The following is a 13,279-nucleotide window of genomic DNA, read 5'->3' as shown; positions in this document are numbered from 1 at the left end:
TGGCGCGCCCACGCCTTGGCGTCGGCCGGCGCAGCGCCAAAACGCTTGTCCCAGACGCTGCGCGCGCGCTCGAGCTCCGAGTCCTTGAGCTGTGCCACGGCCTCGCGCACCAGCGCCGGGTCGATGCCCTTGGCCTGCAGTTCTTGGCGCACCCGCGCCGCGCCGAGGCTGGCGGCGCGGCGGTTCACGACGGACGCGACCACGCGCGCCTCGCTGATGAAGCCCTTGGCCTGCAGGTCGTCGAGCACGCGCTCGATCTGGCCGGGCTCTTCCTCGTGCCGCGCCAGCTTGCGGCCGAGCTCGGCGCGCGAATGCTCGCGCGCTGCCAGGTAGCGCAGCGCGCGGCCCTTGAGGGAGGGGGAAGAAGGGGGCGACCGCATGCGGTGAGGCAAGCGCCTGTGTGCTATTTTTAATATAGCTATAGACGCTTGCCCTGTATGCGTTTAGTCGACTTTCTGCTCGGATTTGCGGGCGCGCGCTGCGGGCGCTGCCACCACGCCATCGGCCGCGTCGCTTTCGCTTTCGATCACCGCCTCGGGCGCGGCGGCCACCGGCAGCGCGGCCGGCAGGAGCGCAATGCCCAGGCCTTCGCGCACCTTGTTCTCGATCTCGTGCGCCAGCTGCGGGTTCTCGCGCAGGAACTCGCGCGCGTTGTCGCGGCCCTGGCCGATCTTCTCGCCGTTGTAGGCGTACCAGGCGCCCGACTTCTCGACGATGCGTGCGACCACGCCCATGTCGATGATCTCGCCCTCGCGCGAGATGCCCTCGCCGAACAGGATGTCGAACTCGGCCGTCTTGAACGGCGGCGAGACCTTGTTCTTGACCACCTTGACGCGCGTCTCGTTGCCCACCACTTCCTCGCCCTTCTTGATCGAGCCGATGCGGCGGATATCGAGGCGCACCGAGGCGTAGAACTTGAGCGCGTTGCCGCCGGTGGTGGTTTCGGGCGAGCCGAACATCACGCCGATCTTCATGCGGATCTGGTTGATGAAGATCACCATGCAGTTGGTCTTCTTGATGGTCGAGGTCAGCTTGCGCAGCGCCTGGCTCATCAGGCGTGCCTGCAGGCCCGGCAGGCTGTCGCCCATGTCGCCCTCGATTTCGGCCTTGGGCGTGAGCGCCGCGACCGAGTCGATGACGATCAGGTCCACGGCGCCCGAGCGCACCAGGCTGTCGACGATCTCGAGCGCCTGCTCGCCGGTGTCGGGCTGCGAGATCAGCAGGTCCTGCAGGTTCACGCCGAGCTTTTGCGCGTACTGGATGTCGAGCGCGTGCTCGGCGTCGACGAAGGCGCACTGGCCGCCCTGTTTCTGCATTTCGGCGATGACCTGCAGCGTCAGCGTCGTCTTGCCCGACGATTCCGGGCCGTAGATTTCAACGACGCGGCCGCGCGGCAGGCCGCCGACGCCCAGCGCCACGTCAAGGCCGAGCGAGCCGGTCGAAACCACCTGGATGTCCTCGATCACCTCGCCTTCGCCCAGGCGCATGATGGTGCCCTTGCCAAACTGCTTCTCGATCTGCGCGAGCGCGGCCGCCAGGGCCTTGGTTTTTTCAGCGTCGGCGGGCATGCTGCGGCTGATGGGTGCGTTCATGAAAAACTCCTTGAATATCAACAGGATAAAAACACAGAACCCAGCTGCCTTGGATGCCTGACTGGATGCTTGAACAGTAGTTTATGGGCATTGTTAAAAACTTCAAACCCATAATTTAGTCAGTTTGACTGTCTATTTGAGGCGCTGCCTGGAGGATCCCGATGGCCGTTTTTTCCGCTGCTGAAGAGGGCTGGCGCCTGACCCACCTGGGCCGCCTGATGGGCGATGCGCTGCGCCGCTTCGATGCGCGCGTGCTGCAGCTGATGGCGCACGACGTCGAGGTGCCGCTGGCGCTGTCGAACCTCGCCGCGCGCGATCAGGTCAGCGCCGCCCATGTGCACATCACGCGCCACCTCTCGCTCGCGGGCGACCGCCTGACCGACCTGGCGCAGCGCGCCGGCATGACCAAGCAGGCCATGGCCGCGCTGGTGGACCAATGCATCGCCTGGGGCCTGGTCACGCGCACGGTCGACCCCTACGACGCGCGCGCGCGCCGCGTGTGCTTCACGCCCACGGGCCTGGCCTGGCTGCAGGCCTTCCGCACAGCGGTGGCGCAGGCCGAGGCCGAGTTCCGCGCCGAAGTGGGCGACGAGGTGGCCGCCGTGGTCGCGATCGGGCTGGAGGCCTATGCCGGCGGCGCGCCGCCCTGATCGGCGGGGGCCGGCTCGGCCGGCTCGGCATTGGCCAGCAGCCAGGTGCGGAAGCTGTCGAGCGTATGCAGTCGGTTGCGCCCCTCGGGGTAGCAGAACCAGTAGCCCAGGCGGCTGCGGTAGCCGCCGCCGGGCAGCGGCTCGCGCACCAGGCCGGCGCTGATTTCGTCCTGCACCAGGCAGCGCGGCACCAGGGCCAGGCCCATGCCCGCCATCACGGCGCGGATCATGGTCTGGAACTGGTCGAATTGCGTGCCGGCCCAGGGCTGCAGCCCGTCCATGCCGTGCGTGTCGCCCCAGCGCAGCCAGGCGTCGGGCACCGTGACATGGCGCAGCAGCGGGTAGCCGGCCACGTCCTGTGGCTCGGCGATCGGCCAGTCGGCCACGCGCGTGCGGGGCGCGATCAGCGCCACGTCATTGCCGGCCAGATAGTGGGCATGGGCGCCGGGCCAATGGCCGTCGCCGAACAGGATGGAGCAGTCGAGCTCGGGGCGTTCGAAGTCGTAGCCGTGCACATACGGCACGAAATGCAGTGTGATCTGTGGGTGCTGCAGCTGGAACTGCGGCAGGCGCGGGATCAGCCACTTGGCGCCGAAGGTCGGCAGGCTCGACAGGTGCAGGGCGCCGCCGCCGTCGTCGCTGGTGATGAGGTCGAGCGTGGCGGCCTCGAGCTGCGCGAGCACGGCGCGCACGGCCTTTTCGTACTGCGCGCCGGCGGGCGTGAGCGCCAGGCGCTTGCGGCTGCGCTCGAACAGCGGCACGCCCACCCAACTCTCGAGCTCCTTGACCTGCTTGCTGACGGCGCTTTGCGTCAGGTGCAAGGCCTCGGCCGCGCGCGTGACGCCGCCAAAGCGCGCCACGGTGGAGAACGAACGCAGCAGGTGCAGCGGCGGGGCCAGGCGGCGCAGGGACATGGTAGAAACCTCTTTCAACATTCTCAAACGGAATGTTATCAGGCGCAGGCGTTGCTTTGGATTCTGCCGCTGTTGCGCTACTCTTTGTTGGAATCAAAGGAGATCCATCCATGCAACGCCGTCAATTGTTGGCCTCGCTCGCCGCCGCATCTTTCATTCCTGGAATGTCTTTTGCCCAGGAAGGCAAACCCCTGCGCATCGTCATTCCGTTTCCGCCGGGAGGCGCAACCGACATCACGGCGCGCAGCCTGCAAGAGGCGCTCGCGCGCATCCTCAAGCAGCCGGTGGTGCTGGAAAACCGCGCCGGCGCCGGCGGCTCGATCGGCACCACGGAAGTGGCCCGCGCCACGCCCGACGGCCTCACTTTCGGCATTGCGACGCTGTCCACGCACGGCGTCAACCCCGCGGTCTATGCCAAGCTGCCCTACGACCCGGTCAAGGACTTTGTCGGTGTGACGGAAATCGTCAAGGCACCCGGCGTGATCGTCGTCAACCCCAACGTCTTGCCGGTCAACAGCTTTGCCGAGCTGGTCAAGTACCTCAAGGCCAACCCCGGCAAGGTGTCGTACGCCACGCCGGGCAACGGCACCATCGGCCACATGTGGGGCGAGCTGTTCAAGAGCAGCACGGGCACCTCGATGGTCCACATCCCCTACCGCGGCGCCGGCCCGGCCATCAACGACGTGCTTGGCGGCCAGGTGCCGGTGTACTTTGACCAGGTGGCTTCGTCGCTGCCGCACATCCAGGCCGGCAAGCTCAAGGCGCTGGCCGTGTCCTGGCACGAGCGCCTGGACGTTCTGCCCGCGGTGCCCACCTATGGCGAGCTCGGCTATGCGGTCAACAACGACCCGTCGTGGTTCGGCATGGTGGCCCCGGCCGGCACGCCCGCCGCCTTGGTCGAGCGCATGCAGCAGGCTGTGGCCCAGGCGCTCAAGGAGCCCGCGGTGCGCCAGCGCCTGGCGGGCCAGGGCCTGTACCCCTCGGGCTCCACGCCCAAGGAGTTCAGCGCGCAGATCGTGCGCGAAATAGAAAAGATGAAACGCGTGGCTGCCTTCGCCCACGTGAAGATGGACTAAGCCCCACCCCGCTCCCCCTGGCGCGGGCAGCATGCCCTGGCGCCGGCCGCGTCCCGCAGGGGCCGGCCGGGGCTGGCGCAGACCGCGCAGACGTGGGAGCATTTCCCCTGCCACCTGAAGACCCCTATGCACGCAGCACTGAAGTTGATGAACCACCGTTTCCAGAACGCCCAGCCGGGCGCGTCCGGAGAGGCCGGCGCGGCCTGCCGGCCCCCGCCCATGGTGACGCGCATCGCTGGCAGCACGCCGCTGGTGCTGGACTCGCCGCACAGCGGCACCCATTACCCGAGCGACTTTGGCGCCGCCTGCGACCTGGCCACGCTGCGCCGCGCCGAGGACACGCACGTCGAAAAGATCTATGCCTTTGCGCCCGCGCTGGGCGTGGACTGGATCGAGGCGCATTTCCCGCGCATCTACCTCGACGCCAACCGCGACACCACCGAGGTGGACACCGGCATGTTCGACGGCGCATGGACCGATCCCGTCACCACCGACGAGCTGGTGCTGCAAAAGGTGCGCCTGGGCAAGGGCCTGATCTGGAAGTTCACCGACGAGGGCGTGCCCATCTACGACCGCCTGCTCTCGGTGGACGAGGTGCGTGCGCGCATCGCGCGCTGCTGGCAGCCCTACCATGCCGCCGTGCAGCAGGCGATCGAGGCCGCGCACGCGCGCCACGGCTACAGCATCCACATCAACTGCCACTCGATGCCCGCCGTGGCCGCCAGCCACGCCACGCTGCACCCGGGCCTGGTGCACGCCGACTTCGTGGTTGGCGACCGCGAGGGCAGCACCGCCGACCCGGCGCTGTCGCAGCTGATCTGCGCGCACCTGCGCGACTGCGGCTACAGCGTTGAATACAACTACCCCTACAAGGGCGTGGAGCTGGTGCGGCGCTATGGCGACCCGGCGCGCCACCGCCACAGCGTCCAGATCGAGATCAACCGCAAGCTCTACATGGACGAGCAGACGCTCGAACTCCACCCCGAGGGCTTTGACCGCCTGCGCACCGACCTGCAGGCGCTGGTCCACAAGCTCCTGGCGCACGACCCGCGCTGAAAGCGCGGGCGCGGCGCGCGCTGCCGCCTAGAATCCGTGGAAAACCGCTGCGGCGCCATGCCGCGGCCGGACCACAGGAGACACCCGCATGCGCATCCTCATCGCCGAAGACGACCAGGTGCTGGCCGACGGACTGCTGCGCACCCTGCGCAGCTCGGGCGCCGTGGTGGACCACGTGGCCAACGGCAGCGAAGCCGACGCCGCGCTGATGACGAACAACGAGTTCGACCTGCTGATCCTCGACCTGGGCCTGCCCAAGATGCACGGGCTCGAAGTGCTCAAAAAGCTGCGCAGCCGCGGCTCGGCCCTGCCGGTGCTGATTCTCACCGCGGCCGACAGCGTGGACGAGCGCGTCAAGGGCCTGGACTTCGGCGCCGACGACTACATGGCCAAGCCGTTCTCGCTGCAGGAGCTCGAAGCGCGCGTGCGCGCGCTCACGCGCCGCGGCATGGGCGTGACCAGCGCCACCATCAAGCACGGCCCGCTGGTCTACGACCAGGCCGGGCGCGTGGCCACCATCGACGGCAAGATGGTCGAGCTGTCGGCGCGCGAGCTGGGCCTGCTCGAGGTGCTGCTGCAGCGCGCCGGCCGCCTGGTCAGCAAGGACCAGCTGGTCGAGCGCCTGTGCGAGTGGGGCGAGGAGGTCAGCAACAACGCCATCGAGGTCTACATTCACCGCCTGCGCAAGAAGATCGAGAAAGGGCCGATCCGCATCGCCACGGTGCGCGGTCTGGGCTATTGCCTGGAAAAGATTTCCGGCTAGGCCCGCGCCATGCTATTTATTCAATAGCTATTGGCGCTTATCCAGAAAGCGTTTGAGGCACTTTTTACCCCTAAGGCGATCTTGAAGATCTTCCAGCGCGAGCAGCGCTCCCTGTTCGGCGAGATCCTCGACTGGATGCTGACCCCGCTGCTGCTGCTATGGCCGGTGAGCCTGGCGCTGACCTGGCTGGTGGCGCAGGGCATCGCCAACAAGCCCTTCGACCGCGCGCTCGAATACAACGCCCATGCCCTGGCCCAACTCATCACCGTGCAGGGCGACGAGGCGCGCTTCAACCTGCCCCAGCCGGCCAGCGAGATCCTGCGCGCCGACGACTCCGACACCGTCTACTACCAGGTCAAGGGGCCGGGCGGGCGGCTGCTCTCGGGCGAGCGCGAGCTGCCCGGCCCGGCGGAGGATGAAACGCCCGTGGTCGGCGAGGTGCGGCTGCGCGATGCCGAGCTGCGCGGCATCGCCATCCGCATGGCCTACATCTGGGTGCGCCTGCCCGGCAAGGGGCAGCCGTTGGGGCTGGTGCAGGTGGCCGAGACGCGCGAGAAGCGCAGCGTGCTGGCCACCGAGATCATCAAGGGCGTGATGGTGCCGCAGTTCGTCATCCTGCCGCTGGCCGTGCTGCTGGTGTGGCTGGCGCTGGCGCGCGGCATCCAGCCGCTCAACCAGCTCGAAGCGCGCATCCGCGCACGCAGCCCCGACGACCTGAGCCCGCTCGACAACAAGACCGTGCCGCTCGAAGTGGCGCCGCTCGTGGCCTCGGTGAACGACCTGCTGACGCGGCTGAGCGACTCGATGGCGACGCAAAAGCGCTTCCTGGCCGACGCCGCGCACCAGCTCAAGACCCCGCTGGCCGGCCTGCGCATGCAGGCCGACCTGGCGCAGCGCGAGGGCACGAGCACCGAGGAGCTCAAGCGCTCGCTGCAGCAGATCGGGCGCGCCAGCATCCGCGCCACGCACACCGTCAACCAGCTGCTGGCGCTGGCGCGCGCCGAGGGCAGCAACACGCAGAAGGCGCGCCTCCCCTGCGACCTGGCGCGCCTGACCATGGACGTGGTGCGCGACTCGGTGCCGCGCGCGCTCGAAAAGCACATCGACCTGGGCTACGACGGCGCCCAGCCCGGCGACCCCGGCGTGTGGGTGGACGGCAACCCCACGCTGCTCAAGGAGCTGGTGCGCAACCTGCTCGACAACGCGATCAACTACACGCCCTCGGCCGCCGACAAGCCCGGCGTGGTCACGGCGCGCGTGCTGGCCGACCCGTTTGGCCATGTGCTGCTGCTGCAGGTGGAGGACTCGGGCCCCGGCGTGCCCGAGGCCGAGCGCGAGCTGATCTTCCAGCCGTTCTACCGCGCGCTCGGCAGCGAGGCCGACGGCTCGGGCCTGGGCCTGCCCATCGTGCTGGAAATCGCGCGCCAGCATGGCGCCGAGGTGATGGTGGAGGCCGCCCACCCGGACCACCACCCGCCGGGCGCCCGCTTCACGGTGCGCTTGCCGGCCAACGCGGACGCCTAGAGCGCCGCCGCGCTCAGAAGCAGGGGCGCAGCGGCTTGTCCGCCAGCGCCGGGCGCAGCGCCTCGAGCTGCGCGCGCAGGGCGGCATCGACCAGCGGCAGGCGCAGCGTGAAGCTCTCGGCCTCCGCGCGTTCGACCACCACGCGCGCGCTGCGCACCCCCTGGGCCGCCAGCGTGGCCAGGGCGCGCTGCGCGGCATCTTCGGACGCGAAGCGCCCCAGCGACAGGCCGGGCTCCAGCGCCGCGTTGCCGGGCCGGTCGAACGCCACGCCGCGGGCGCGCAGTTCGGTGCGCTTCTTGGCCAGCGCCTCGGCATCGGCAAAACGGCCCATGTAGACCATCCAGCGCCCGGCGGTGGTGCTGCGCTCGAGGTTCCAGCTGTCGGGCGGCAGGGCCGCCGCGGCGCTGCGCCAGGCCTGCGCCTCGGCCGCGTCGAGCCCCCCGGCCTGCAGGCACGCGCCGCGCTCGGCCGGCGCGGCAGACGCCAGCGGTGCCTCGCCCGCCGGATCGGACGCTGGCGCCGGGGCCGGCGCGTCGGCTTTGGGGGGCACGATGCGCAGCGCCTCGGGGGCGATCTGCTGCGCCAAGCGCTGCGGCTCGGACGTCTGCGCCGGCGCCCAGCCCCAGGCGCCCATCAGGCCCTGCGCCCAGGCGAAGTAGCCGGCATTGGCCAGCAGCAGGATAAGCACCAGGGCGCGCAGCATGCGTCAGCCCGGCAGGGTGTGCGCGGCGCTGGCCGGCCGCACGCTGATGTCGCCGCTGGTCACGGCCTGCATGCCCAGCGCGCTGTGCACCAGCAGGGCGCCGTCTTCGGCCACGCCGTGGGCCATGCCCCGGCTGCCGTCGCTGAGCACCACGGCGCGGCCCAGCAGCGCGTCGCGCTGGGCAAAACGCGCCTGCACGGGGGCAAAGCCGTACGCCTCGAACGACTGCAGCATCGCCACCAGCGGCGCCACCACGCGCAGCAGGGCGGCGGGCGCATCGATCTGCGCATCGACCTCCTGCAGGCAGCCCGGCGGCAGCGACATGCCGGCGCCCTCGCGCGGCAGCAGGTTCAGCCCCACGCCCACGACGACATAGCGCAGGGCCGCACTGACGGTGGCGCGGCCGCCGGGCGCCTCCTGCGGCGCCACGAAGCTGGCGGTTTCCACCAGGATGCCGCCGAGCTTGCGGTCGCCGCCGGCGCCGCCCAGCCACAGGTCGTTGGGCCACTTCAGCGCGATGCGCGGCGTGGCGCTGCCCGCCGGCGGCAGCGCAGGCTGCAGGCTCTCGGCCACGCTCACGCCCACGGCCAGCGACAGGCCCGACCAGTCCGCCGGCGCCAGCGGCAGGCCCAGCGAAAACGTCAGCGCATCGCCCGGCGCCGTGTGCCAGGCCCGGCCCAGGCGCCCGCGCCCGGCCGTCTGCTGCTCGGCCACCAGCAGCACGGGCTCGCAGCGGCCGGCGCGCGCGCGGCGCATGAGTTCGCTGTTGGTCGAGTCGATGCAGGGCAGCACCTCGACGGTGAAACCCGGCAGCCGCGGTGCCACGGCCTCCCAGATGGCCTCGGCGGGCCAGCGCATCGGCGTGGTCATGCGGTGCGCTTTGCTTTCTTGGCCCTGCCCAGCGGGGCCGGCGCGGCCGGGCCGCGCTTGGGCGCGAGCAAGGTGCCACGGCAGTTCTGGCTGCCGCACCAGCACGGGTATTCGGCCTTGAGCTTCGCGGTGTAGCGCTCCTCGAGGATCAGGCCGTAGTCGTAGTTCAGTTCTTCGCCGGCCGCAATGTTGCGCAGCGCGGTGATGAAGATGCGGCCGTCCCGCTCGTCGGCAAAGCAGTTCGGGTCGCACGAGTGGTTGATCCAGCGCGAGGAGTTGCCGCCCACGTTGGCGTCGATCACGCGGTCTTCATCGACATGGAAGTAGAACGTGTGGTTGGGGTTGAGCGGGTCGTGCGGGTGGCGGTCCTGCGCCTCCTGCCAGCCGATGACCTCGCCGGTGTATTCGATCAGCACCTCGCCCTCGGCGATATCCTGCACCGCGAACACGCCCTTGCCATGCACGCCCGAAAGGCGGGTCTGGATGCGGCGGCCTGCGAAGGCGGGGAAGGCGGTGCGGGGCATGGCAAAACTCTGTTAACTTAAATGAGCACACAGGTGCGTGCGCGTGCACGCGCGTGGAGCCCAGATTGTAGAAGCGCCCGGAGCGTCTCTCCGGGACACGGCCAGCATGGCGAGACCCAACATGACCAAGACACTGGTAATTGCAGAAAAACCCTCGGTCGCGCAAGACATCGTGCGCGCCCTCACGCCCGTGGCGGGCAAGTTCGACAAGCACGACGAGCATTTCGAGAACGAGCGCTACGTCGTCACCAGCGCCGTCGGCCACCTCGTCGAGATCCAGGCGCCCGAGGAATTCGACGTGAAACGCGGCAAGTGGAGCTTTGCCCACCTGCCGGTGATCCCGCCGCACTTCGACCTCAAGCCCGTCGACAAGACCAAGACGCGCCTGAACGCCGTGGTCAAGCAGGCCAAGCGCAAGGACGTGACGGCACTTATCAACGCCTGCGACGCGGGGCGCGAGGGCGAGCTGATCTTCCGGTTGATCGAGCAGTACGCCGGCGGCGCCAAGCCGCTGGGCAAGCCGGTGCAGCGCCTGTGGCTGCAGTCGATGACGCCGCAGGCCATCCGCGAGGGCTTCGAGAAGCTGCGCAGCAACGAGCAGATGGCGGGCCTCGCCGACGCTGCGCGCAGCCGCTCCGAGGCCGACTGGCTGGTCGGCATCAACGGCACGCGCGCCATGACGGCTTTCAACTCGCAGGGCGGCGGCTTCTTTCTGACCACCGTCGGCCGGGTGCAGACGCCCACGCTGTCGCTGGTGGTCGAGCGCGAGGAGAAGATCCGCAAGTTCGTGAGCCGCGACTACTGGGAAATCCACGCCAGTTTTGCCGCCCAGGCTGGAAGCTACCCGGCCAAGTGGTTCGACCCGCAGTGGAAGAAGAACAGCGACGATGCCGAGCTGCGCGCCGACCGCGTCTGGTCGGGCGCAGAGGCCAGCGCCATCGCCGACGCCGCGCGCGGCCAGCCCGCCAGCGTGACCGAGGAAAGCCGGCCCACCACGCAGGCGCCCGGCCAGCTGTTCGACCTGACCAGCCTGCAGCGCGAGGCCAACGGCAAGTTCGGCTTCTCGGCCAAGACCACGCTGGCGCTGGCGCAGAGCCTCTACGAGCGCCACAAGGCCCTGACCTACCCGCGGACCGACTCGCGCGCGCTGCCCGAGGACTACGTGCCCGTGGCCCGGCAGACCTTCGAGATGCTGGCCGGCAGCGGCATGGCGCACCTGGCGCCGCACGCGCGCACGGCGCTCGAGGGCGGCTACGTGCGCCCGAGCAAACGCATCTTCGACAACGCCAAGGTCAGCGACCACTTTGCCATCATCCCCACGCTACAGGCGCCCAGCGGCCTGTCCGAGGCCGAGCAAAAGCTCTACGACCTGGTGGTGCGCCGCTTCATGGCGGTGTTCTTCCCGAGCGCCGAGTACCTGGTGACCACCCGGATCAGCAAGGTCGAGCAGGCCGGCAAGGCGCACCACTTCAAGACCGAAGGCAAGGTGCTGGTCAAGCCGGGCTGGCTGGCGATCTACGGCAAGGAGGCCGCCGCCGAGGTGCCCGATGCCAAGGAAGGCGACAAGGGCCAGAACCTGGTGCCAGTGCAGCCGGGCGAGCGGCCGCGGGCAAGCCAAGTCGACCCCAAGGCGCTCAAGACCAAGCCGCCTGCGCGCTACTCCGAAGCCACGCTGCTGGGCGCCATGGAGAGCGCCGGCAAGCAGGTCGAAGACGAAAGCATGCGCGAGGCCATGCAGGAAAAGGGCCTGGGCACGCCCGCCACGCGCGCCGCCACCATCGAAGGCCTGCTGGCCGAAAAGTACATGCTGCGCGAAGGCCGCGAAATCATCCCCACGGCCAAGGCCTTCCAGCTGATGACGCTGCTGCGCGGCCTGGGCGTGAAGGAGCTCTCGCGCGCCGACCTGACCGGCGAGTGGGAGTACAAGCTCGCGCAGATGGAAAAGGGGCAGCTCAGCCGCGCCACCTTCATGGCCGAGATCGCCGCGATGACCGAGCGCATGGTCCGGCAGGCCAAGGAATACGACCGCGACACCATCCCGGGCGACTACGCCACCCTGGAGGCCCCGTGCCCCAACTGCGGCGGCGTGGTCAAGGAGAACTACCGCCGCTACGCCTGCGTCGGCAAGCCGGGCGCCGAACCCTGCGGATTTTCGTTCGGCAAGTCGCCGGCCGGGCGCACCTTCGAGCCGCAGGAGGCCGAGCAGCTGCTGGCCACGCGCAAGATCGGGCCGCTCGAGGGCTTCCGCTCCAAAGCCGGCTGGCCGTTCACGTCCGAGATCGTGCTCAAGTACGACGACGAGGCGCACAACTACAAGCTCGAATTCGACTTTGGCGACGACAAGAAGGCCGAAGAGTCGGGCGAGCTGGTCGAGTTTGCCGACGCAAGCCTCGGCCCCTGCCCGGTCTGCGGCGCGTCCGTGCACGAGCACGGCAGCAACTATGTCTGCAGCAAAGCCGTGCCCACGGCCGCGCAGCCCACGCCCAGCTGCACGTTCAAGACCGGCAAGGTCATCCTGCAGCAGCCCGTGGAGCGCGCGCAGATGCACAAGCTGCTCGAGTCCGGCAAGACCGACCTGCTCGACAAGTTCGTGAGCATGCGCACGCGCCGCGCTTTCAAGGCGCACCTGGCCTGGGACAAGGAGGCCGGCAAGGTCAACTTCGAGTTCGCACCGAGCAAGTTCCCGCCGCGCAAGACGCCCGCTGCCGCTGCAAAAACAGGAGCTGCCAGCGCACGCCCTGTAAGCGCTGCAGCCAAAAAAGCCGCAAAACCTGCGGCCGCGAAGAAAGCCGCCGCCAAGACCCCCAAGGCCGCCACCGCCAAGGCCCCGCGCAAGCCCGCCGCTGGCAAGGCGCCGAGCCCGCAGCTCGCCGCCGTGATCGGTGCCGAGCCCGTGGCGCGGCCCGAGGCGGTCAAGAAGATCTGGGAATACATCAAGGCCCACAACCTGCAGGATCCCAAGGACAAGCGCACCATCGTGGCCGACGACAAGCTGCGCGCCGTGTTCGGCAAGGACCAGGCCGGCATGTTCGAGCTGGCGGGCATCCTGGGCCAGCACCTGGGGTGATGGCCTGGCGGAGCCCGCCCGCCGCGGGCCTTGTGGGAGTGGATGTGTGAGCACCGAGCCTTTGTTCCAGACCCGGGCCTTCGTGCCCACGCCCGAGCAGCGCGCCGTGCAGACGGCCGCTGCGCGCACGCTGGTGATCGAGGCCAATGCGGGGGCCGCCAAGACCACCACGCTGGCGCTGCGCATGGCCGAGAGCTGGCAGCGCGGCACCGCGCCCGACGCGTTCCTGGCACTCATGCACACCGACACCGCCTGCCAGGCGCTGCGCGACGCGCTGCACAAGATCGGCGTGCCCGCGCCGGTGCGCCAGCGCATGCGCATCGCCACCTTCGAGCAGTTTTGCACCGCCCTGCTGGCCGACGCCAGCGCGCGCCCCGTGCCCGTGCTCGCCACGCCCGAGCAGCTGCGCCCCCATGTCTGGCAGGCCGTGCAGCACGTGGAGCAGGCCGAGGACGAGCGCTGGCGCGATGCCCTGCAACTGCCCGCGCAGGGCGACAGCGGTTTTGTCGAGGAATTCCTGGCCGTGGCCGACCGGCTTAA

The 13,279-nt window shown here is 69.4% G+C and carries 13 protein-coding genes; 7 read left to right on the top strand and 6 right to left on the bottom strand.

Annotation, left to right across the window (positions count from 1 at the left end):
- A partial coding sequence (locus tag B2J89_RS17425) for a regulatory protein RecX (protein WP_169170261.1) occupies window positions 1-380 on the bottom strand: 380 nt, incomplete at its 3' end.
- 63 nt (window positions 381-443) lie between these two features.
- Window positions 444-1,592 (bottom strand): recombinase RecA, encoded by a 1,149-nt coding sequence (gene recA / locus B2J89_RS17420; protein WP_169170260.1) that lies wholly within the window; start codon window positions 1,590-1,592, stop codon window positions 444-446.
- A gap of 161 nt (window positions 1,593-1,753) precedes the next feature.
- Here recA and B2J89_RS17415 point away from each other — a divergent pair, with 161 nt between their 5' ends.
- Entirely contained in the window at window positions 1,754-2,242 is a 489-nt protein-coding gene (locus B2J89_RS17415; RefSeq protein ID WP_169170259.1) for a MarR family winged helix-turn-helix transcriptional regulator, read from the top strand.
- Here the strand turns inward: B2J89_RS17415 and B2J89_RS17410 are convergent.
- Window positions 2,218-3,156, bottom strand: coding sequence for a LysR substrate-binding domain-containing protein (locus B2J89_RS17410; RefSeq protein ID WP_169170258.1), 939 nt, complete (start codon window positions 3,154-3,156; stop codon window positions 2,218-2,220). The genes B2J89_RS17415 and B2J89_RS17410 overlap by 25 nt on opposite strands.
- Before the next feature lie 110 nt (window positions 3,157-3,266).
- Here B2J89_RS17410 and B2J89_RS17405 point away from each other — a divergent pair, with 110 nt between their 5' ends.
- The 4 genes from B2J89_RS17405 (at window position 3,267) to B2J89_RS17390 (ending at window position 7,575) form a co-directional block, all read left to right on the top strand.
- Window positions 3,267-4,232 (top strand): tripartite tricarboxylate transporter substrate binding protein BugE, encoded by a 966-nt coding sequence (locus tag B2J89_RS17405; RefSeq protein WP_169170257.1) that lies wholly within the window; start codon window positions 3,267-3,269, stop codon window positions 4,230-4,232.
- A gap of 126 nt (window positions 4,233-4,358) precedes the next feature.
- Window positions 4,359-5,288, top strand: coding sequence for an N-formylglutamate amidohydrolase (locus B2J89_RS17400; protein ID WP_169170256.1), 930 nt, complete (start codon window positions 4,359-4,361; stop codon window positions 5,286-5,288).
- An 88-nt stretch (window positions 5,289-5,376) separates the two neighbouring features.
- Window positions 5,377-6,051 (top strand): response regulator transcription factor, encoded by a 675-nt coding sequence (locus B2J89_RS17395; RefSeq protein WP_169170255.1) that lies wholly within the window; start codon window positions 5,377-5,379, stop codon window positions 6,049-6,051.
- Window positions 6,052-6,132: 81 nt separating this feature from the next.
- On the top strand, window positions 6,133-7,575 hold the full coding sequence (locus tag B2J89_RS17390) for a sensor histidine kinase (protein WP_169170254.1): 1,443 nt from the start codon (window positions 6,133-6,135) through the stop codon (window positions 7,573-7,575).
- Window positions 7,576-7,588: 13 nt separating this feature from the next.
- On the opposite strand, the gene B2J89_RS17385 is transcribed toward B2J89_RS17390, so the two are convergent.
- Genes B2J89_RS17385 through B2J89_RS17375 form a run of 3 tightly spaced genes read right to left on the bottom strand, consistent with a single transcriptional unit; the run spans window position 7,589 to window position 9,672 of the window.
- Complete coding sequence (locus tag B2J89_RS17385) at window positions 7,589-8,278, bottom strand: SPOR domain-containing protein (RefSeq protein WP_169170253.1); 690 nt, start codon at window positions 8,276-8,278, stop codon at window positions 7,589-7,591.
- Between the two features lie 3 nt (window positions 8,279-8,281).
- Complete coding sequence (locus B2J89_RS17380; protein WP_169170252.1) at window positions 8,282-9,148, bottom strand: biotin--[acetyl-CoA-carboxylase] ligase; 867 nt, start codon at window positions 9,146-9,148, stop codon at window positions 8,282-8,284.
- Window positions 9,145-9,672: an SET domain-containing protein gene (locus tag B2J89_RS17375; protein WP_169170251.1), complete on the bottom strand. Its 528-nt coding sequence runs from the start codon at window positions 9,670-9,672 to the stop codon at window positions 9,145-9,147. Before B2J89_RS17375 ends, B2J89_RS17380 begins: the two co-directional genes overlap by 4 nt.
- A gap of 121 nt (window positions 9,673-9,793) precedes the next feature.
- On the opposite strand from B2J89_RS17375, the gene B2J89_RS17370 reads away from it, so the two are divergent.
- The gene (locus tag B2J89_RS17370) at window positions 9,794-12,739 is read left to right on the top strand and encodes a DNA topoisomerase III (protein WP_169170250.1); all 2,946 of its coding nucleotides are present in this window, start codon (window positions 9,794-9,796) and stop codon (window positions 12,737-12,739) included.
- A gap of 46 nt (window positions 12,740-12,785) precedes the next feature.
- On the top strand, window positions 12,786-13,279 hold a 494-nt coding region (locus B2J89_RS17365; RefSeq protein ID WP_169170249.1), incomplete at its 3' end, for a UvrD-helicase domain-containing protein.

The sequence above is a fragment of the Acidovorax sp. SRB_24 genome (assembly GCF_012931925.1).
The sequence above is the reverse complement of the archived record's forward strand: the minus strand, read 5'-3'. Positions and strand labels throughout refer to the sequence as shown.

Coding starts and splice junctions, on each gene's coding strand:
- recA (WP_169170260.1), bottom strand. CDS start 1,592: ATGAACGCACCCATCAGCCGCAGCATGCCCGCCGACGCTGAAAAAACC.
- B2J89_RS17415 (WP_169170259.1), top strand. CDS start 1,754: ATGGCCGTTTTTTCCGCTGCTGAAGAGGGCTGGCGCCTGACCCACCTG.
- B2J89_RS17410 (WP_169170258.1), bottom strand. CDS start 3,156: ATGTCCCTGCGCCGCCTGGCCCCGCCGCTGCACCTGCTGCGTTCGTTC.
- B2J89_RS17405 (WP_169170257.1), top strand. CDS start 3,267: ATGCAACGCCGTCAATTGTTGGCCTCGCTCGCCGCCGCATCTTTCATT.
- B2J89_RS17400 (WP_169170256.1), top strand. CDS start 4,359: ATGCACGCAGCACTGAAGTTGATGAACCACCGTTTCCAGAACGCCCAG.
- B2J89_RS17395 (WP_169170255.1), top strand. CDS start 5,377: ATGCGCATCCTCATCGCCGAAGACGACCAGGTGCTGGCCGACGGACTG.
- B2J89_RS17385 (WP_169170253.1), bottom strand. CDS start 8,278: ATGCTGCGCGCCCTGGTGCTTATCCTGCTGCTGGCCAATGCCGGCTAC.
- B2J89_RS17380 (WP_169170252.1), bottom strand. CDS start 9,148: ATGACCACGCCGATGCGCTGGCCCGCCGAGGCCATCTGGGAGGCCGTG.
- B2J89_RS17375 (WP_169170251.1), bottom strand. CDS start 9,672: ATGCCCCGCACCGCCTTCCCCGCCTTCGCAGGCCGCCGCATCCAGACC.
- B2J89_RS17370 (WP_169170250.1), top strand. CDS start 9,794: ATGACCAAGACACTGGTAATTGCAGAAAAACCCTCGGTCGCGCAAGAC.